The 18,527-nt window shown below is 70.4% G+C and carries 17 protein-coding genes; 11 read left to right on the forward strand and 6 right to left on the reverse strand.

The window, feature by feature from the left end; all coding sequences use genetic code 11:
* Positions 1 to 138: 138 nt before the first annotated feature.
* Positions 139 to 990, reverse strand: coding sequence for an NAD(P)H-binding protein (locus OG595_RS25785; RefSeq protein WP_329275971.1), 852 nt, complete (start codon positions 988 to 990; stop codon positions 139 to 141).
* Positions 991 to 1,080: 90 nt separating this feature from the next.
* Here OG595_RS25785 and OG595_RS25790 point away from each other — a divergent pair, with 90 nt between their 5' ends.
* Positions 1,081 to 1,473 (forward strand): winged helix-turn-helix transcriptional regulator, encoded by a 393-nt coding sequence (locus tag OG595_RS25790; RefSeq protein WP_329275973.1) that lies wholly within the window; start codon positions 1,081 to 1,083, stop codon positions 1,471 to 1,473.
* Between the two features lie 15 nt (positions 1,474 to 1,488).
* Here OG595_RS25790 and OG595_RS25795 read toward each other — a convergent pair whose 3' ends face one another.
* The 5 genes from OG595_RS25795 to OG595_RS25815 all read right to left on the reverse strand — a co-directional run bounded on the left by OG595_RS25795 (position 1,489) and on the right by OG595_RS25815 (position 8,449).
* Complete coding sequence (locus OG595_RS25795) at positions 1,489 to 2,574, reverse strand: 2-oxoacid:ferredoxin oxidoreductase subunit beta (protein ID WP_329275976.1); 1,086 nt, start codon at positions 2,572 to 2,574, stop codon at positions 1,489 to 1,491.
* Complete coding sequence (locus OG595_RS25800; RefSeq protein ID WP_329275979.1) at positions 2,567 to 4,528, reverse strand: 2-oxoacid:acceptor oxidoreductase subunit alpha; 1,962 nt, start codon at positions 4,526 to 4,528, stop codon at positions 2,567 to 2,569. The genes OG595_RS25795 and OG595_RS25800 overlap by 8 nt, the downstream gene beginning before the upstream one ends.
* A gap of 194 nt (positions 4,529 to 4,722) precedes the next feature.
* On the reverse strand, positions 4,723 to 5,382 hold the full coding sequence (locus tag OG595_RS25805) for a response regulator transcription factor (RefSeq protein ID WP_329283200.1): 660 nt from the start codon (positions 5,380 to 5,382) through the stop codon (positions 4,723 to 4,725).
* A 257-nt stretch (positions 5,383 to 5,639) separates the two neighbouring features.
* On the reverse strand, positions 5,640 to 7,010 hold the full coding sequence (locus OG595_RS25810) for a sensor histidine kinase (protein ID WP_329275981.1): 1,371 nt from the start codon (positions 7,008 to 7,010) through the stop codon (positions 5,640 to 5,642).
* Positions 7,011 to 7,237: 227 nt separating this feature from the next.
* Complete coding sequence (locus OG595_RS25815) at positions 7,238 to 8,449, reverse strand: sensor histidine kinase (RefSeq protein WP_329275983.1); 1,212 nt, start codon at positions 8,447 to 8,449, stop codon at positions 7,238 to 7,240.
* A 219-nt stretch (positions 8,450 to 8,668) separates the two neighbouring features.
* Here OG595_RS25815 and OG595_RS25820 point away from each other — a divergent pair, with 219 nt between their 5' ends.
* The 10 genes from OG595_RS25820 (at position 8,669) to OG595_RS25865 (ending at position 18,431) form a co-directional block, all read left to right on the forward strand.
* Positions 8,669 to 9,082, forward strand: a complete 414-nt coding sequence (locus OG595_RS25820; RefSeq protein ID WP_329275984.1) for an NADH-quinone oxidoreductase subunit A — start codon at positions 8,669 to 8,671, stop codon at positions 9,080 to 9,082.
* Positions 9,073 to 9,714 carry an NADH-quinone oxidoreductase subunit B gene (locus OG595_RS25825; RefSeq protein ID WP_329275986.1) on the forward strand — a complete coding sequence of 214 codons (642 nt, stop codon included), beginning with the start codon at positions 9,073 to 9,075 and terminating at the stop codon, positions 9,712 to 9,714. The genes OG595_RS25820 and OG595_RS25825 overlap by 10 nt, the downstream gene beginning before the upstream one ends.
* The gene (locus OG595_RS25830) at positions 9,711 to 10,721 is read left to right on the forward strand and encodes an NADH-quinone oxidoreductase subunit C (RefSeq protein WP_329275988.1); all 1,011 of its coding nucleotides are present in this window, start codon (positions 9,711 to 9,713) and stop codon (positions 10,719 to 10,721) included. Before OG595_RS25825 ends, OG595_RS25830 begins: the two co-directional genes overlap by 4 nt.
* Positions 10,718 to 11,686 carry a complex I subunit 1/NuoH family protein gene (locus OG595_RS25835; protein ID WP_329275990.1) on the forward strand — a complete coding sequence of 323 codons (969 nt, stop codon included), beginning with the start codon at positions 10,718 to 10,720 and terminating at the stop codon, positions 11,684 to 11,686. The genes OG595_RS25830 and OG595_RS25835 overlap by 4 nt, the downstream gene beginning before the upstream one ends.
* 83 nt (positions 11,687 to 11,769) lie before the next feature.
* Positions 11,770 to 12,345, forward strand: a complete 576-nt coding sequence (locus OG595_RS25840) for a 4Fe-4S binding protein (RefSeq protein WP_329283202.1) — start codon at positions 11,770 to 11,772, stop codon at positions 12,343 to 12,345.
* Positions 12,342 to 12,944 carry an NADH-quinone oxidoreductase subunit J family protein gene (locus OG595_RS25845; RefSeq protein ID WP_329275992.1) on the forward strand — a complete coding sequence of 201 codons (603 nt, stop codon included), beginning with the start codon at positions 12,342 to 12,344 and terminating at the stop codon, positions 12,942 to 12,944. The genes OG595_RS25840 and OG595_RS25845 overlap by 4 nt, the downstream gene beginning before the upstream one ends.
* Complete coding sequence (nuoK, locus tag OG595_RS25850) at positions 12,944 to 13,336, forward strand: NADH-quinone oxidoreductase subunit NuoK (RefSeq protein WP_329275995.1); 393 nt, start codon at positions 12,944 to 12,946, stop codon at positions 13,334 to 13,336. Before OG595_RS25845 ends, nuoK begins: the two co-directional genes overlap by 1 nt.
* Positions 13,333 to 15,327 carry an NADH-quinone oxidoreductase subunit 5 family protein gene (locus tag OG595_RS25855; protein WP_329275998.1) on the forward strand — a complete coding sequence of 665 codons (1,995 nt, stop codon included), beginning with the start codon at positions 13,333 to 13,335 and terminating at the stop codon, positions 15,325 to 15,327. The genes nuoK and OG595_RS25855 overlap by 4 nt, the downstream gene beginning before the upstream one ends.
* Before the next feature lie 6 nt (positions 15,328 to 15,333).
* Positions 15,334 to 16,911: an NADH-quinone oxidoreductase subunit M gene (locus tag OG595_RS25860; protein WP_329276000.1), complete on the forward strand. Its 1,578-nt coding sequence runs from the start codon at positions 15,334 to 15,336 to the stop codon at positions 16,909 to 16,911.
* Positions 16,908 to 18,431, forward strand: coding sequence for an NADH-quinone oxidoreductase subunit N (locus OG595_RS25865; protein WP_329276002.1), 1,524 nt, complete (start codon positions 16,908 to 16,910; stop codon positions 18,429 to 18,431). Before OG595_RS25860 ends, OG595_RS25865 begins: the two co-directional genes overlap by 4 nt.
* Positions 18,432 to 18,527: the final 96 nt, after the last annotated feature.

Below are 18,527 nucleotides of genomic sequence, written 5' to 3' on the forward strand. Positions count from 1 at the left end.
CACGACGGTAACGCCGAGCGCCCCCGGCTGTCATGTTCGTATCGGCATACGGTCATGACAGGCGGGGGCGGGCGTCCTCAGGGGCGCCACGGGGGAGTGCGCGCCCCTGAGGGGTATGGGGGTGGAGGGTCCAGGGGGTCAGCCCTTGAGCGCGGCGGCGATCGACTCGGCGATCGGCGTGGTCGGGCGGCCGGTCAGCCGGGACAGGTCGCCCGGGGTGCCGGCCAGCTCGCCCTGCTCGATGGACGCGTCCACGCCCGCGAGGATCGTGGCGAGGCCCTCGGGCAGGCCGACGCCGGTCAGGATGCCGACCAGGACCTCGACGGAGACGGCGTTGTAGGCGACGTCCTTGCCGGACTGCTTGGACACCTCGGCCGCGTACTCGGCGAAGCTCCAGTTGGTGTCGCCGCTCAGCTCGTACGTCGAGTTCTCGTGGCCCTCGCCGGTCAGCACCGCGACAGCGGCGGCGGCGTAGTCGGCGCGTGAGGCGGAGGCGACCCGGCCTTCACCGGCGGCCTGGGTGACGCCGTGCTCAAGGGCGACGGCGAGCTGCTCGGTGTAGTTCTCGTTGTACCAGCCGTTGCGCAGCAGCGAGTACGGGACGCCGGAGGCGAGGACGGCGGCCTCGGTGCCCTTGTGGTCGTCGGCGAGAGCGGCCGTCAGGGAGCCCGGGGCGCTGGTGTACGCGAGCAGCGCGGCACCCGCGGCCTTGGCGGCGTCGATGACGACCTGGTGCTGGCCGACGCGGCCCTTGTCGAACTCGTTGCCGGAGATGAGCAGCACCTTGTCGCCGGCGGCTATGACACCGTCGAAGGTCTCCGGCTCGTTGTAGTTGGCGACCGCGATCCTCACACCGCGGGCCGCGAAGCCGGACGCCTTCTCCGCGTCGCGCACGACGGCGGTGATCTGGTCGGCCGGAACCTTCTCCAGCAGCTGCTCGACTACGTGACGACCGAGGTGGCCGGTGGCTCCGGTGACGACGATGCTCATTGCGAATCTCCTTGTGGGGTGCGGGCTGGCACTAACCATAGGAGAAGCGCTAACTTCAGGAAAGTACCCACTTTCAAGTAAGGTACTTACATGGAAGTAAGCGCAGCTGTGAGTGGCGAAGCCGAAGGCATGTGTCCGTACCGCCTGGTCCTGGAGCACGTCACCAGTCGCTGGGGTGTGCTCGTCCTGATGGAGCTGCTGGAGCGCCCGTACCGCTTCAGCGAGCTGCGCCGGGCCATCGGCAGGGTCAGCGAGAAGATGCTGACGCAGACCCTCCAGACGCTGGAGCGCGACGGCCTGGTCCACCGGGACGCGAAGCCGGTCATCCCGCCCCGCGTCGACTACTCGCTCACCGACCTCGGCCGCGAGGCCGCCGCCCAGGTCAAGGCTCTGGCCGACTGGACGGCGGAGCGCATGCCGGACGTGGACGAGGCCCGCCGGACATACGACAAGGCCCGGGCCGACAAGGCCCGGGCCCGGTGAGCGTCGCCTGACCGCTCAGCCGACGACGGTCCAGGTGTCGCCGCCGGCGAGCAGAGCGCCCAGGTCGCCCTTGCCGTTCTGGACGATCGCCGTGTCGAGCTGCTCGGCCATCTGCGTGTCGTAGACGGGCCGGTCGACGGAGCGGAAGACGCCGATGGGCGTGTGGTGCAGGGTGTCCGGGTCGGCTAGCCGGGAGAGCGCGAACGCGGTGGTCGGAGACGCGGAGCGGGCGTCGTGCACGAGCACCTCGCCCTCGTTGTCGGCGGTGACGGCGACCACCTTCAGGTCGCCGGTCGCCCGGTCCCGTACGACACCCTTGGCGCCGTCGGCCCCGAACCGGATCGGCTGCCCGTGCTCCAGCCGGATCACCGCCTCCTCGGCCTGCTGCCTGTCCTTGAGGACCTCGAAGGCGCCGTCGTTGAAGATGTTGCAGTTCTGGTAGATCTCGACGAGCGCCGTCCCGGGGTGGGCGGCGGCCTCGCGCAGCACGCTCGTGAGGTGCTTGCGGTCGGAGTCGACGGTCCGGGCGACGAAGGAGGCCTCCGCGCCGATCGCCAGCGACACCGGGTTGAAGGGCGCGTCCAGTGACCCCATCGGCGTCGACTTGGTGATCTTGCCGACCTCCGACGTCGGGCTGTACTGGCCCTTGGTCAGCCCGTAGATCCGGTTGTTGAACAGCAGGATCTTGAGGTTCACGTTGCGCCGCAGGGCGTGGATCAGATGGTTGCCGCCGATGGAGAGCGCGTCTCCGTCCCCGGTGACCACCCAGACGGACAGATCGCGCCGACTGGAGGCGAGGCCGGTCGCGATGGCGGGTGCCCGCCCGTGAATCGAATGCATCCCGTAGGTGTTCATGTAGTACGGGAAGCGGGAGGAGCACCCGATCCCCGACACGAAGACGATGTTCTCCTTCGCCAGGCCGAGTTCGGGCATGAAGCCCTGCACGGCGGCGAGGACCGCGTAGTCCCCGCAGCCGGGGCACCAGCGCACTTCCTGGTCGGACTTGAAGTCCTTCATGGACTGCCTGGCCTCGGCCTTGGGCACCAGAGTGAGTGCCTCGATCGAGCCGGTACCGGCGCCTTCCGTGGACGTCTCAGCCATCGATGGCCTCCTTGAGAGCCGTGGCGAGCTGTTCGGCCTTGAACGGCATACCGTTGACCTGGTTGTACGAGTGGGCGTCCACCAGGTACTTCGCCCGGATCAGCGTGGCGAGCTGGCCGAGGTTCATCTCCGGGATGACGACCTTGTCGTAGCGCCGCAGCACCTCGCCGAGATTCCTCGGGAACGGATTGAGGTGACGCAGATGGGCCTGCGCGATCGACTCGCCCGCCGCCCGCAGCCGGCGTACCGCCGCGGTGATCGGCCCGTAGGTCGAACCCCAGCCCAGCACAAGGGCGTTGGCCGTGCCGGACGGCTCGTCGACCACCAGATCCGGTACGTCGATGCCGTCGATCTTGGCCTGACGGGTACGCACCATCAGGTCGTGGTTGGCGGGATCGTAGGAGATGTTGCCCGTGCCGTCCTGCTTCTCGATGCCGCCGATGCGGTGTTCGAGCCCGGGGGTGCCGGGAATGGCCCAGGGGCGGGCGAGGGACTGCGGGTCCCGCTTGTAGGGCCAGAAGACCTCGGTGCCGTCGTCGAGGGTGTGGTTGGGTCCCTGGGCGAACTGGACCCGTAGATCCGGGAGTTCGTCGACGTCGGGGATGCGCCAGGGCTCGGAGCCGTTGGCGAGGTACCCGTCGGAGAGCAGGAAGACCGGGGTCCGGTAGGTGAGGGCGATACGGGCGGCTTCGATGGCGGCGTCGAAACAGTCGGCGGGTGTGCACGGGGCCACGATCGGGACCGGGGCCTCGCCGTTGCGGCCGAACATGGCCTGAAGCAGATCCGCCTGCTCGGTCTTGGTCGGCAGCCCGGTGGAGGGCCCGCCGCGCTGGATGTCGATGACCAGCAACGGCAGTTCCATCGACACCGCCAGCCCGATGGTCTCGGACTTCAGGGCCACGCCGGGCCCCGAGGTGGTGGTGACGGCCAGCGACCCGCCGAAGGCGGCGCCCAGCGCGGCCCCGATACCCGCGATCTCGTCCTCGGCCTGGAAGGTGCGGACACCGAAGTTCTTGTGCCTGCTCAGCTCGTGCAGGATGTCGGAGGCCGGCGTGATCGGATAGGACCCCAGGTACAGCGGCAGATCAGCCTGTTGACCGGCCGCGATCAGCCCGTACGACAGGGCCAGGTTCCCCGAGATGTTGCGATAGGTGCCGGTGGGGAACGCGGTGGAGGCCGGTGCGACCTCGTAACTGACCGCGAAGTCCTCGGTCGTCTCCCCGAAGTTCCAACCGGCCCTGAACGCGGCCAGGTTGGCGGCAGCGATGTCGGGCTTCTTGGCGAACTTCGCGGCCAGGAACTTCTCGGTGCCCTCGGTGGGCCGGTGGTACATCCAGCTCAACAGGCCCAGCGCGAACATGTTCTTGCTGCGCTCGGCCTCCTTGCGGGTCAGCGCGAACTCCTTGAGTGCCTCCACCGTGAGGGTGGTCAGTGGCACCGGATGCAGGCTGTACCCGTCGAGCGAGCCGTCCTCCAACGGCGAGGCCGCGTACCCCACCTTCTGCATGGCCCGCTTGGTGAACTCGTCCGTGTTGACGATGATCTCCGCGCCGCGCGGCACATCGGCGATGTTCGCCTTCAGCGCTGCCGGATTCATCGCGACGAGCACATTGGGCGCGTCGCCGGGCGTGAGGATGTCGTGGTCGGCGAAATGCAGCTGGAACGAGGAAACGCCCGGCAGGGTTCCTGCGGGCGCCCGGATCTCGGCGGGGAAGTTCGGCAGGGTGGACAGATCGTTCCCGAAGGACGCGGTCTCGGAGGTGAAGCGGTCCCCCGTGAGCTGCATACCGTCCCCGGAGTCCCCCGCGAACCGAATAATCACCCGATCGAGGCGGCGTACGTCCTTCACGCCCGCCGGATTGCGCTGCTCTCCCACGACGGCTCCGACGGCTCCGACGTCCGAGCCGGCCTTCTCCGCTGAACTCTCCGCTGGACTGCTGACCTGGCTGGTCACTGAACTGGACCTCCTTCGAGGCGGCGGCCTGGGACCGGCCCTCCCGCGGACCCTCCCAGGATCAACAGTACGTCGGTAAGGGTGGCCTTCCCGGGACTGATCGCATGATGGACGCCATTTTGAGACGGTGTGGCGCCCGGACTTGTCATGATTTCCTGCCCCGTGGCACTGACAGGGTGTCAGGTGTCAAGTGGTCAGGTGTTGAGGTAGGTCAGAACGGCCAGAACACGCCGGTGGTCGCCGTCGCTGGGGGAGAGTCCCAGCTTCAGGAATATGTTGCTGACGTGCTTCTCGACGGCCCCGTCACTCACCACGAGCTGCCGTGCGATGGCCGAATTCGTCCGGCCCTCCGCCATGAGCCCCAGCACCTCGCGCTCCCGGGGAGTGAGCCCGGCGAGCACGTCCTGCTTACGGCTGCGGCCCAGCAACTGGGCCACGACCTCCGGATCGAGCGCGGTACCCCCCTGGGCCACCCGCACCACCGCGTCCACGAACTCCCGCACCTCGGCTACCCGGTCCTTCAGCAGATACCCGACGCCCCGGCTGGACCCCGCGAGCAGCTCGGTCGCGTACCGCTCCTCGACGTACTGCGACAGCACGAGCACACCCAGTCCCGGATGCGATTTCCGCAGCTGTACGGCGGCCCGGACCCCTTCGTCGGTATGGGTGGGCGGCATCCGCACATCCGCCACGACGACATCCGGGAGCTCGTCCTGCGCGGCGAGCTCGGTAATGGTCTTGATCAGCGCGCCCCCGTCACCCACACCGGCGACGACATCATGCCCACGGTCGGTCAACAACCGGGTCAGGCCCTCTCTCAGCAGCACTGAATCCTCGGCGATGACCACGCGCACCCTGTCCTCCACGATTCCCGGCTCCCCACCCCGTCCGAACACCAGGCTCAAGCATCCCAGTATTCGGACGAGGAAGGGGTTGTTGTCGATGGGTTTTCCCCGAGCCCCTTCCAGGGCGATCCGGCGCTTTTCAGCCCGTCCGGCGCTTGAGGACGAGCGCGTTCAGCGCGAAAGGGGGGCTGGGGGGCGCAGCCCCCAGGTTCAGGAGGGGACGGGTAGGTGCGGCGGGGGCGAAACAAACCCGCCCCTCACCAACCTCACCCCCGCCAGGGCAACTCCGCGGTCACCCGGGTGGGCCCACCCACCGGCGAATCCACCACCAGAATCCCGTCCACCGCATCGAGCCGCCCCGCCAGCCCCGCCAACCCGGAACCGCCGGAGGCATCCGCACCCCCCACCCCGTCATCCACCACCTGCAACATCAGCCGGTTCTCCACCCGCCAAACATCCACCGACGCCCCCGTCGCCCGCGCGTGCTTGCTGATGTTCTGTAGCAGCTCCGACACCGTGAAGTACGCGATCCCCTCGATCGCCGCGGCCGGCCGCTCCACCAGATCCACCTCCACCCGTACCGGCACCACACACCGCGAGGCCACCGCGGACAGTGCCGCGTCCAGCCCCCGGTCCGTCAGCACCGCCGGATGAATCCCGCGCGCCAGATCCCGCAGCTCCTGCAACGCCGTCTTCACCTCACCGTGCGCCTCGCCCACCATCCGCGCCGCCGCCTGCGGATCCTCCGCGAGCTTCTCCTTCGCGAGCCCCAGATCCATGGCCAGCGCCACCAGCCGCGCCTGCGCCCCGTCGTGCAGATCCCGCTCGATACGACGCAGGTCAGCCGCGGCGGTGTCGACCACGACCCCCCGGTCGGACTCCAGCTCGACCACGCGTGTCGCCAGCCGCGTCGGCCCGAGCAGCCCCCGCACCATCACCCGGTCCACGGAGGTCAGCGCCCGCACGATCCAGGGCGTGGCCATGGTGAACAGCAGCCCGACCAGCGCGGTCACCGTGATCTCGAACGGGTTGTCGAGGTAGATGCTGTGCGTCTCGTCGCCGTACAGCTGGAGGCCGTCCTGCCCGCCGTACATCGGGAAGAGCCAGAACCACACCGGATACGTGAGCAGTGCCCACCCGTACACCCAGAAGATCACCGAGACCGTGAACGAGAACACCGCCCACGGCATGTGCAGCACCGAGTACAGCAGATGCCGCCACGAGGTCCCGCTCTTGAGCACGGCGCCCATCCAGGCCGCCGCCCCGGGCTTGCGCCCCCGTGCCGGCTCCGGTTCGGCGACGTCCAGCCCGAGCAGCCCGCGCGCCATCTTCCGCTCCAGCACACCGAACCCCCGGCACCCCGCGAGCCCCACGGCCAGCACCGGAATCCCGAGGAAGGTGATGAGGAGAAGCGAGCCGGTGAAGGCCAGGGTGACGGCGTACGAGAACACCAGCACGCTGACCGGCAGGCTCAGCAGCACGTACGCGAACTCACGCCGGCTGCGCGCCTCGACGGGCGCCCGCAAGGCGGTCGGCAGCCGATGCCGCCGCTCCCCGGCGCCCCCGTCGGCCGTGCCGTGGAATCCGGCCCCGGGGCCGCCCTGTCGCCCGTACCCCTGCCCGTACTCCGTGGCCATCGGTCCAGTCCGTTCTACTAGGTCGGCTCATCAGCCAGTCAGCTCAGTCGGCTCAGCCGGGCGGCCGGCCGGCCAACCGAATGGCCGGCTGTCTGTCCGGCTGCCCGCCGGTGTCCTGCTCGTGTGTCATCAGCCTGCTCGCAGGGGGCGCCCCGGACCATGGAGCACGTAGGCGTCTTCCTCCGGGGGTTTTCCCTACCTACGCCTCGGCACCTCGGCGATTGCGCCTACGCCTCGACCCGTTCCCGCCAGGGCAGCTCGGCCGTGACCGTCGTGGGGCCGCCCTCGGGCGAGTCGATGACGAACAGCCCGTCCACCGCGCCCAGCCGGTCCGCGAGCCCCACCATCCCCGTACCGCCGTCGAGCCGCGCACCGCCGCGCCCGTCGTCCCATACCTGGATCAGCAGCCGGTCGTCGGTCCGCCAGACGTCGACGGACGCGTTGCGTGCCCCGCTGTGCTTGCTGATGTTCTGGAGCAGCTCGGAGACCGTGAAGTAGGCGATGCCCTCGATGGCGGCGGCCGGCCTGGCCGGCAGGTCGGCGGTCACCTTCACCGGCACGGTGCACCGCGAGGCCACCGAGGACAGCGCCGCGTCCAGCCCACGGTCGGTCAGTACGGCAGGGTGGATCCCGCGCGCCAGATCCCGCAGCTCCTGCAGTGCGAGCTTCACCTCGCCGTGCGCCTCCTCGACCATCGCCGCCACGTGCTCGTCGGCCTGGCCCTCCAGGATCTTCTCCTTGGCCAGCCCGAGCCCCATCGCGAGGTTCACGAGCCGGGCCTGCGCCCCGTCGTGCAGATCGCGCTCGATACGCCGCAGGTCAGCCGCGGCGGTGTCGACCACGACCCCCCGGTCGGACTCCAGTTCGGCGATACGGCGTTCCAGCTCGTCGGAGGGCGACAGCAGCCCGCGCACCATCGCCCGGTCCACGTTCGTGAGCCCCCGTGCCAGGAAGGGCAGCACCGGCCACAGCACGAAGAGCGACACGAGCGTCAGGGTGAAGGTGAGGATGCCCCAGGGCAGCCGGACGAAGTCGTACAGGATGGTGCGCCAGCCCACCGGGTCCTTCAGCGCCAGCATCATCTGCCCGAAGAACCCGAGCTCACGGCCACGGGCGCCGCGACCGCCGCCCAGCGGCAGCGGACTCGGCTCGTCCACCCGCACCCCGAGAAGCACCCTGGCCCGCGCCCGCTCGAACCGGCCCAGCAGACGCGCGCCCATCAGTCCGGCGGCGAGCATCGGAAGACCGACGACCGTGAGCGTGAGGAAGGCACCGGTGCTCACCACGGTCACCACGTACACGAAACCGAACAGCGCCATCGGCAGGTTGGCCAGGAGGTGGGCGATCTCCTTCCACGTCTGCGGTTCGAGGGCGAAACGGACAGGGGGCAGTCGGTCGCCCTCGGTTTCCGCGCTGGTGGCGGTGATACGTGCGGTCATGCCCGCCAGCCTGCCCGCCGCCGCGCCACGGCGCCATGAGGCGGACCGCCCGGCGACCCGGGGGAAAACCCCACCTTGCACACCACTTGCACACCAGCCGGACATGGCCATGTGTGACGGGCTGCTTACGGTCTCTTTAGCAGGCCCTAGACTCCCGTCCGTACAGATCGCCGAAGACCAGGGGCGAGATGTCACGAGGCCAGGGAGCGAGGGACGGGCATGCCGGCACCGACCGCCGTAGCCACGACGGAGCACATCGCAGCGTCGGAGTACTTCCAGTCCTACTCCGTCGTCGGACTGCTCGCCGCCGTCGGCGTGCTCTTCGTCGCGGTCGCCTTCGGGGCCGGGCGCCTGCTGCGCCCCGTGGTCCCGACCCCCGAGAAGCTCATGACGTACGAGTGCGGTGTCGACCCCGTCGGCGAGGGCTGGGCCCACACCCAGGTCCGCTACTACGTCTACGCCTTCCTCTACGTCATCTTCGCCGTCGACTCGATCTTCCTGTTCCCCTGGGCGACCGTCTTCGCGGCTCCCGGCTACGGCGCGGCCACCCTCGTCGAGATGTTCGTCTTCCTCGGCTTCCTGGCCGTGGGCCTGCTCTACGCATACAAGAAGGGCGTCCTGACATGGACGTGACGCCAGAAGCGAATTCGCCGGCGCCCGTGCCGGCACCCGTTCCGGCGCCTGTGCCTGTGCTGCTGCCGGAGCCGAAACGGCTGGGCGCCCTCGCCCGCCTGGCCCCCGAGCCGATGAAGGTGGTCCTGAACTGGGGCCGCCGCTACTCGCTCTGGGTCTTCAACTTCGGCCTCGCCTGCTGCGCGATCGAGTTCATCGCCGCGTCCATGGCCCGCCACGACTTCATCCGCCTCGGCGTGATCCCCTTCGCCCCCGGGCCGCGCCAGGCCGACCTGATGGTGGTCTCGGGCACGGTCACGGACAAGATGGCCCCGGCGGTACGGCGCCTGTACGAACAGATGCCCGAGCCGAAATACGTCATCTCCTTCGGTGCGTGCAGCAACTGCGGCGGCCCGTACTGGGACTCCTACTCCGTGACGAAGGGCGTCGACCAGATCATCCCGGTCGATGTCTACGTCCCCGGGTGCCCGCCCCGGCCCGAGGCGCTGCTCCAGGGCATCCTCAAGCTCCAGGAGAAGATCGCCCGGGAGTCCCTGGGCGACCGCTACGCGTCCGGACCGGCGACGCGTCCCTCACCGGCCGCGCTCCAGAGCCCCCTGGTGCAGCCGCCGACCGCGGGGGAGGCAAGTTGACGGCCACCGGCTGGCTGCCCGCCTCCACCGAGGAACTCTTCGGTACGGAGGCCACGGCCGAGGAGTCCTACGACGTCCTGACCGTCGACGTACCCCCGACGTCCTGGACCTCCGCGCTGGAGACCGCACGCGACCGCCTCTCCTGCACCTACTTCGACTGGCTCAGCGCGGTCGACGAACCGGGCACGGGCTTCCGCGTCGCCGCCCACGTGGTCGCCCTCTCCCCGGTCCGCCGCCTCCTCGTACGGACGACGGTCCCGCACGAGTCCGCCGTACTGCCCTCCCTGGTGAACGTCTACGCGGGCGCCGCCTGGCACGAGCGCGAGACGCACGAGATGTTCGGCGTACGTTTCGAGGGCCACCCGGGCCTCGACCACCTCCTCCTCCCGGAGACCTTCGAGGGCCACCCCCTCCGCAAGGACTTCGTGCTGGCGGCCCGCGTCGCCAAGGCCTGGCCGGGCGCGAAGGAACCGGGGGAGTCGGAACACGGCGGGCCCAAGCGCCGCCAGATGCTCCCGCCCGGCGTCCCCGACCCCAACGAGTGGGGCCCCCTGAAGGGCCAGCTCCGTCCGGCCCCGACCCGCCCGGCCCGCGCCGCCGCCGGCCGCGCGACCGGCGACCGCCCGGTACGCCGCACCCGCACGGCATCGGACGGCTCGGCAAGCCGGCCCCCGGCAGGCGAGACCCCGGCACCGGAGGGCACTCCCACGGAGGCCCCGCCGGCTTCGCCTCCGCCCGCTGCCCAGGCCCCGACGGCCGCACCTCGCCGGGCGCGCAGCGTGAGCCAGGGTTCGGCATCGCAGCAGCAACCGCAGCAACCGCAGCAACCGCGGAATCCGGCGACCGAGGCCACCCAGCCACCACCCACGCCGGACGCCCCTTGGCACCACGCCCGGCCGGCCTTCGACGAACCCACCCCCGAGAACCCCACCCCCGAGAACCCCACCCCCGAGAACCCCACCCCCGAGAACCCCGCGCCCGACAACCCGCCAGGAGGCTCGGAGTGAACGACGCGCTCGACGTCGCCCTGCGACTCCTGATCGTCTTCGTCGTCTTCCTCACCTTCCCCCTGATCGTCGGTCAGGCCGAGCACAAGGTGATGGCCCACATGCAGGGCCGCCTCGGCCCGATGTACGCCGGCGGCTTCCACGGCTGGGCCCAACTGGTCGCCGACGGCGTGAAGTTCGCGCAGAAGGAGGACATCGTCCCGGCCGGAGCCGACCGCCGTATCTTCCAGCTCGCCCCCGCCGTGGCCCTCCTCCCGTACCTCCTCGTCCTCCTCGCCATCCCGATCGGCCCGGGCGACGGCGCCGTCGGAGAGGCCGTCGACGCGGGCATCTTCTTCGTCCTCGCCGTCATGGGCGTGGGCGTCCTCGGCTCGCTCATGGCCGGCTGGGCGTCGGCCAACAAGTTCTCCCTCCTCGGCGGCCTGCGCACCGCCGCCCAACTCCTCGCCTACGAACTCCCGATGCTCCTCACCGCCGCCTCGGTCGCGATGGCTGCGGGAACGGTGTCGATCCCCGGCATCCTCGACGCCTTCGAGTGGTGGTGGCTGCCCTGGCAGATCGCCGGCGCGGTCATCTTCTTCGTGGCCGGCCTCGCCGAACTCCAACGGCCCCCCTTCGACATGCCGGTGGCCGACTCGGAGATCATCTTCGGCGCCTACACCGAGTACACCGGCCTCCGCTTCGCCCTCTTCCTCCTCGCCGAGTACGCCGGGATCGTCGTCCTGTGCGGCCTGACCACCGTCCTCTTCCTGGGCGGCTGGCACGGCCCCTGGGCCACCGACGGCCTCGGCTGGGTCTGGACCCTCCTGAAGACGGCAGTGCTGGCCTTCGTCGTGATCTGGCTGCGCGTCACCTATCCACGCCTGCGCGAGGACCAGCTCCAGAAGCTCTCCTGGACCCTCCTCGTCCCCCTCTCCCTCGCCCAGATCGCCCTCACCGGCATCGTGAAGGTGGTGATCTCGTGACCACGGCCGAGCCTCTCCCGCCCGCCAGGTCCCGCATCCCCGGCATCGGCCTGGCCAAGGGCCTGGCAGTCACCCTCCGCACGATGACGAAGAAGACCGTCACCGCGCAGTACCCGGACGTCCAGCCCGACCTTCCGCCCCGCTCCCGCGGAGTCATCGGCCTCTTCGAGGAGAACTGCACGGTCTGCATGCTGTGCGCCCGCGAGTGCCCGGACTGGTGCATCTACATCGACTCCCACAAGGAGACGGTCCCGGCCGCCGCCCCCGGTGGCCGCGAGCGCAGCCGCAACGTCCTCGACCGCTTCGCCATCGACTTCTCCCTCTGCATGTACTGCGGTATCTGCATCGAGGTGTGCCCCTTCGACGCCCTCTTCTGGTCACCGGAGTTCGAGTACGCCGAGACCGACATCCACGAACTCACCCACGAACGCGACAAGCTCCGCGAGTGGATGTGGACGGTCCCGGCGCCGCCCGCCCTCGACCCCGCCGCCGAGGAGCCCAAGGAGATCGCCACCGCCCGCAAGACGGCGGAGAAACTGGCAGCCACGCAGGCCACGCAGGCCACGCAGGCCACCCAGGCCACGCCGAACGAGCCCACCGAGCCCGCCGATCGCACCGAGCCCACTGGGCCCGCCGAGCCGCAGGAGGGAACGTCGTGAGACTCGCCGCCGCAAGCCACGGCTTCCTCTCCCCGACCGGCGTCGAGATCGCCTTCCTCCTCGTCGGCCTCGTCACCTTCGGCGCCGCGCTCGTCACCGTCACCACCCGGCAACTGGTGCACGCCGCCCTGTGGCTCGTGGTGACCCTGGGCGGCCTCGCCGTCGAATACCTCCTCCTCACGGCCGAGTTCATCGCCTGGGTACAGGTCCTCATCTACGTCGGTTCCGTCGTCGTCCTCCTCCTCTTCGGCCTGATGCTCACCAGGGCCCCCATCGGCCGCTCCCCGGACGCCGACTCCGCCAACCGGTGGGCCGCCCTCGCCGTGGCGCTGGCCTCCGCCGTCGCCCTGGTCTGGGTCGTCGTCGACGCCTTCCGCACGACCTGGATCGACCTGGACGGCGCCGCCGCGGGCTCCACCGCCGTCACCGGAGCGAGCCTCTTCCAGAACTGGGTCCTCCCCTTCGAGGCCCTCTCCGTCCTCCTCCTCGCCGCCCTGGTCGGCGCGATCGTCCTGTCCCGCAAGGCGAAGGCGAACACGGCGACAGCTGCCGGAACCTCTGCCAAGGACGCCGAAGCCGGCAAGGAAGGCGCCCTCTGATGCACCTCGCCTATCCCGCCGTGCTCTCCGCCCTCCTCTTCTGCACCGGCATCTACGGCGTCCTGGCCCGCCGCAACGCGATCCTGGTCCTGATGTCCGTCGAGCTGATGCTCAACGCCGTCAACCTCAACCTCGTCGCCTTCGACGTCTGGCTCAGCAGGACCGCCCGCGAGACCCTGCACTCCGGCCAGGCCCTCACCCTGTTCACCATCGCCATCGCCGCCGCAGAGATCGGCATCGGCCTGGCGATCGTCCTCGCCGTCCACCGCAACCGCGGCACCGCGGACATCGACAGGCTCCGCGACACCGCCGAGCCGCACGGGCCCGACGAAGCCACCGTCACGGAAGCCACGAAAGCCACGGAAGACGAGAAGGCTGAGGCCACCGCGTGACCACGACCACCCTCGCCGTCCTCGTCCCCCTCCTCCCGTTCCTGGGCGCCGCCGCCGGCCTGCTCCTGGGCCGCACGGCCCCCGGCTTCGTACGCCCCCTCGCCGTACTGCCGCCGCTCACGGCGCTCGCCCTCGCCGTGGTCGTCGCCGTACGCCAGGGCGGCGACCGGGCCGTCGACGCCGCCACCGAGCTCACGCCCACCGGCTCGGTCCCCGTCGAACTCGCCCTGCACATCGACGGCTTCGCCGCCCTCGTCGCCGTCCTGGTCGCCCTGGTCGCGACCTGTGTGCAGATCTACTCGACGGGCTATCTCCGCGACGACCCGCGCTACCCCTCGTACGCCGCTCTCGTCTCCCTCTTCACCTCCGCGATGCTGCTCGTCGTCTACTCCGGCGACCTGATGGTGCTGCTGGTCGGCTGGGAGATCATGGGCATCTGCTCGTACTTCCTGGTCGGCCACTACTGGGAGACGCCGGAAGCCCGCGCCGCCTCCCTCAAGGCCTTCCTCGTCACCAAACTCGGTGATGTCCCCTTCCTGATCGGCCTGTTCGCGCTCGCCACCGACGCCGGGTCCTTCCGGATCACGAAGATCCTCGGCACCGTCGCGAGCGGCGGACTCGACCACCCGACACTGGTCGCCCTGCTGCTCCTGGCCGGCGTGGCGGGCAAGTCGGCGCAGTTCCCGCTGCACACCTGGCTCCCCGACGCGATGGCGGGCCCCACCCCCGTCTCCGCGCTGATCCACGCCGCGACGATGGTCGCCGCCGGTGTCTACTTCATCGCCCGGCTCCTCCCGGTCTTCGCGACCTCCTCGGCCGCACTGGTCGTCCTCGCCGTCATGGCCGCCGTCACGATGACCGGCTCCGCCCTCGCCGCGCTCGCCCAGGACGACATCAAGCGCGTCCTCGCCTACTCGACGATCGGCCAGCTCGGCTACATGACCGGCGCCCTCGCCGTCGGCGACCGCGGAGCCGCCGTCTTCCACCTCCTCACCCACGGCGCCTTCAAGGCCCTGCTCTTCCTCGCGGCGGGCGTGATCATCCACGCCTCCGGCACCAACTCGCTGGCCGCCATGTCCCGCATGGGCAACCTGCGCGCCCGCATCCCCGACGCCTACTGGACGATGACCGTGGCGCTCCTCGCGCTCGCCGCGATCCCGCCCTTCAGCGGCTTCTTCTCCAAGGAGTCCGTCCTCGGCGCCGCCGAACACGTCACCTCCGGCCACACCGAGGGCATCCCCGGTACCGCCGGCTGGATCGTCCTCGTCGCCGGCCTGGTCTCGGCCCTGCTCACCGCCGCCTACGCGACCCGCCTGTGGCTGCTCGCCTTCCGGGGCCGGGGCACCGAGGCCCCCGACCACGGCAGGCAGCCCGTCGCGATGACGGCGGTGCTCTGGGTGCTCGCGATCCCCTCCCTCGCCCTCGGCGGGCTCGCCTACGGCAGGCTGCCCGACTGGTTCGACGGCCACGACCTGACCCCGACCCTCACCACCTCCGTCCTCGGCACGGGAATGGCTCTGGTCGGCGGCCTCGTCACCTATGGAGCCTGGCGCCAGATCACCGCCCTGGCGGCCCGAGTCCCCCTGGGCGCGGTCGCGGCCCACCCGAGGGCGGACGGCGGTCTCGTCGAGGCCGAGGCCATCGCCAGCCACGCCCCCGCCTACGGAGATGTGGCCGGCGCACCCGACCCGGCGGACCCCGGACGCGTCCTCCTCGGCCCGCTGCACCGCCACGCGGCCGTCGGCTTCCACCTGGACGGCCTGTACACGGCGCTGTTCGTCCGCCCGGTGCAGGCCGCCGCCACCCTCGTCCGCTTCCTCGACCGCGAGGTCGTCGATACTTACGTACGCGGTGCGAGCGCCGTGCCCCGCCTGCTGGGCGCCGCCGTACGGCGTGCCCAGACCGGCAACGTCCAGACCTATGTGAGCGCGCTGCTCGCCGGCACCGTCGTCCTGGTGGTCGCCGTCCTCCTCGTCGCCACGGGAGCGTGAGCAGGCGTGATCGATATCAACGAGTCAGTGATGCGGTTCCTTCTGGCATTCCTCGTCGTGGGCCCGCTCATCGGGGCCGTCGCCGCTCTCCTGCCGGCCCCGCCCGGGCTGAAGGGGAAGTCGCCCGAGCAGGCCGTGCTGCGGCACGGCGTGACCGTCACCGGCGCGGTGCTCATCGCCGCGATCGTCCTGGCGCTCGGCTTCGACCACGACCATCCGTCGAAGATGCAGGCCACGACCGACATCAGCTGGATCCCCGCACTCGACGTGCGCATCCACCTCGGCGTCGACGGCATTTCCCTCCCCCTTCTGGTCCTGAGCGCGCTCCTGACCTTCCTCTGCGCGCTCTACTCCTCCTTCAAGCTGCCTGCCGGCCCCTCCCCGAAGGCCTTCGTCGCACTCCTCCTCGTCCTGGAGTCCGGCACCCTCGCGACCTTCGCCGTCCTCGACCTGCTGCTGTTCTTCCTCGCCTTCGAGATGGTGCTCATCCCGATGTACTTCCTCATCGCCCGCTGGGGCGGTGAGCAACGGACCCGGGCCGCCTGGAAGTTCATCCTCTTCACCCTGCTCGGTTCCGTGGTCATGCTGCTGGGCCTGCTCCAGATCGGGATCAAAGCGGGCACGTTCGACATCATGGCACTCACCACTGACAACGGCTCAGGATTGAGCACATCAGTGCAGGTCACGGCTGCTTTGGCGATCGGGATCGGGCTCGCGGTCAAGACGCCGATGTGGCCGCTGCACAGCTGGCTGCCGGACGCTCACACCGCCGCCCCGACCGTCGGTTCGGTGCTCCTTGCGGGCGTCCTGCTCAAGATGGGCACGTACGGTTTCGTGCGCATCCTGCTGCCGGTCACGCCCGACGGATTCCGCACGTTCGCGCCCTACCTCGCCGCGTTCGCCGTCGTCGGCATCATCTACGGTTCGCTGGCCTGCCTGGCCCTCGCCCGGCAGGGCGCGAAGGGCGACCTCAAGCGGCTCATCGCCTACTCCTCCGTCGGCCACATGGGCTTCGTGCTGCTCGGTATCTCGACCATGACCCCGACCGGCGTCAACGGCGCGCTGTTCGCCAACATCGCCCACGGCCTCATCACCGGCCTCCTCTTCTTCCTGGTCGGCGCGCTGAAGGACCGCACGGGCACCACCGACCTCGACACCCTCGCCGACCGCACCGGCGCCGCCCTCTACGGCCGGGCCCCGCGCCTCGGCGGCCTCGTGGCCTTCGCCGCCGTCGCCTCGCTCGGGCTGCCCGGCCTCGCCGGGTTCTGGGGCGAGATGCTGGCCCTGTTCGGCGCGTTCGACCCCGCCGACGACCTCAGCCGCCCCGCCTTCCTCACCTACACGGCGATCGCCGCGTTCGGCACCCTGCTCGCCGCCGCGTACATGCTCATCGTCGTACGCCGCGTCTGCATGGGCGCCGCCCCGCAGCCCGACGCCCCCCGGCTCGCCGACGTACAGCCGTACGAATTCGCGGCCTGGACTCCGCTCGTCGCCCTCACCGTCGTCGCCGGACTCTGGCCGAAGGCCCTCCTGGGCCTGACCGACCCGGCCGTGCAGCAGCTCCTCTCAGGAGGTCCCCGATGAGCTCCCCGGCCCAGACCGCGGCTCAGTCCGTCGTCCAGTCCGTCGACTGGCTCGCCATCGCGCCGCCCACCCTCGCGGCCGTCGTGGGGCTCGCCGTGCTGGTCGCCGACCTGTTCATCGGCGACAGCAGGAAGTCGCTCCTCGGCTGGATCTCGGTCGCCGGCCTCGCCGCGTCCGCGCTCCTCCTGCTGCCCCTCCTGGACGGCGACCGCTCCACCTTCTGCCTCACCGGCAGCACGGACGTCTGCAGCTACACGGCCGACCGCTTCACCCTCGTCATCCAGTTCCTGGTGCTCGGCGGCGCGCTGCTCGCCGCACTCCTCTCGGTCACCGCCCTCAAGGACGCCGACCGGGGACTCCCCGAAGGGGAGTACTGGTTCCTGCTGCTGTCCTCCGCGGCCGGCGCGGCCCTGCTGCCCGCCTCCCGCGACCTCGCGACCCTGATCGTCGCCCTGGAGGTCGCCTCCCTGCCCGCCTTCGCCCTCGTCGGCATCCGGCACGGCGACCGGAAGTCCTCCGAAGCGGCCCTGAAGTTCTTCCTGTCCTCCGTGACGGCGACCGCGGTCAGCCTCATGGGCATCAGCTTCGTGTACGCGTCCACGGGCACCCTGTACCTCACCGAGATCGCCGACCGGATCCAGCACGTCGACCCCCAGCTCCACACCCTCGCCCAGGCAGGCGTCGTCCTCACCCTCATCGGCTTCGCCTTCAAGACGGCCGCCGTGCCCTTCCACTTCTGGGTACCCGACACCTACGTGGGCGCGCCCCTGCCGATCGCCGCCTATCTGTCGGTCGTCGGCAAGGCGGTCGGCTTCTCCGGCCTGATCCTCGTCACCGTCGTCGCCTTCCCGTCGTACGCCGACGTCTGGGGCCCGGCGCTGGCAGCCCTGGCCGCGCTCACCATGACCGTCGGCAACGTGGGCGCCCTGCGCCAGCAGGCCACGCGCGCGTACAGCGCGGTACGCCTGCTCGCCTGGTCCTCCGTCGGCCAGGCCGGCTACCTCCTCGTACCGATCGCCGCCGCCGCGTACTCCGACGACGCCCAGAAGGCGATCGGCTCCACCGTCGCGTACGCCCTCATGTACGCCGCCGTGAACCTCGGCGCCTTCGCGGTGGGGGCCCTGGTGGCCCGTACGAAGCCCCTGAACCGCGTCAGCGACTACCGGGGCCTCTACGCCACCCGCCCGCTGGCAGCGCTCGTCCTGGGCTTCTTCCTGCTGTGCCTCGCCGGACTGCCGCCGGGCATCATCGGCCTCTTCGCGAAGGTCACCGTCTTCTCCGCGGCCGTCGACGCCGGACTCGGCTGGCTGGCCGTGATCATGGCCGTCAACGTGGTGATCGCCCTCTTCTACTACCTCCAGTGGACGGCCCTGCTCTTCCGCACTCCCGAGGGCGCGGACGAACGCCACCGCGCTCCGGCCCCCCTCACGGCCGCCATCGCCCTGACCGCGGTCCTCGGCATCGCCCTGTCCGGCGCACCCCAGCTGGTACTGCGCTTCGCCGACACCGGACTCTTCTGACCCCGACGACGGCACGCGCGCGTGGACCTCACCCGGACGGCTCACGCGTGCCTCCGCGCACGCAAGGGAACTGCGAATCCCCGCCTGGCGTTGACC

This window comes from Streptomyces sp. NBC_01451 (genome assembly GCF_036227485.1).
Lineage (GTDB): Bacteria > Actinomycetota > Actinomycetes > Streptomycetales > Streptomycetaceae > Streptomyces.

What these genes read in the sequence shown, in the direction of transcription:
- OG595_RS25785 (WP_329275971.1), bottom strand. Translation starts at nt 990, where the DNA reads ATGAGCATCGTCGTCACCGGAGCCACCGGCCACCTCGGTCGTCACGTA.
- OG595_RS25865 (WP_329276002.1), top strand. Translation starts at nt 16,908, where the DNA reads ATGAGCTCCCCGGCCCAGACCGCGGCTCAGTCCGTCGTCCAGTCCGTC.
- OG595_RS25815 (WP_329275983.1), bottom strand. Translation starts at nt 8,449, where the DNA reads ATGACCGCACGTATCACCGCCACCAGCGCGGAAACCGAGGGCGACCGA.
- OG595_RS25825 (WP_329275986.1), top strand. Translation starts at nt 9,073, where the DNA reads ATGGACGTGACGCCAGAAGCGAATTCGCCGGCGCCCGTGCCGGCACCC.
- OG595_RS25795 (WP_329275976.1), bottom strand. Translation starts at nt 2,574, where the DNA reads ATGGCTGAGACGTCCACGGAAGGCGCCGGTACCGGCTCGATCGAGGCA.
- OG595_RS25810 (WP_329275981.1), bottom strand. Translation starts at nt 7,010, where the DNA reads ATGGCCACGGAGTACGGGCAGGGGTACGGGCGACAGGGCGGCCCCGGG.
- OG595_RS25840 (WP_329283202.1), top strand. Translation starts at nt 11,770, where the DNA reads ATGACGAAGAAGACCGTCACCGCGCAGTACCCGGACGTCCAGCCCGAC.
- nuoK (WP_329275995.1), top strand. Translation starts at nt 12,944, where the DNA reads ATGCACCTCGCCTATCCCGCCGTGCTCTCCGCCCTCCTCTTCTGCACC.
- OG595_RS25820 (WP_329275984.1), top strand. Translation starts at nt 8,669, where the DNA reads ATGCCGGCACCGACCGCCGTAGCCACGACGGAGCACATCGCAGCGTCG.
- OG595_RS25790 (WP_329275973.1), top strand. Translation starts at nt 1,081, where the DNA reads ATGGAAGTAAGCGCAGCTGTGAGTGGCGAAGCCGAAGGCATGTGTCCG.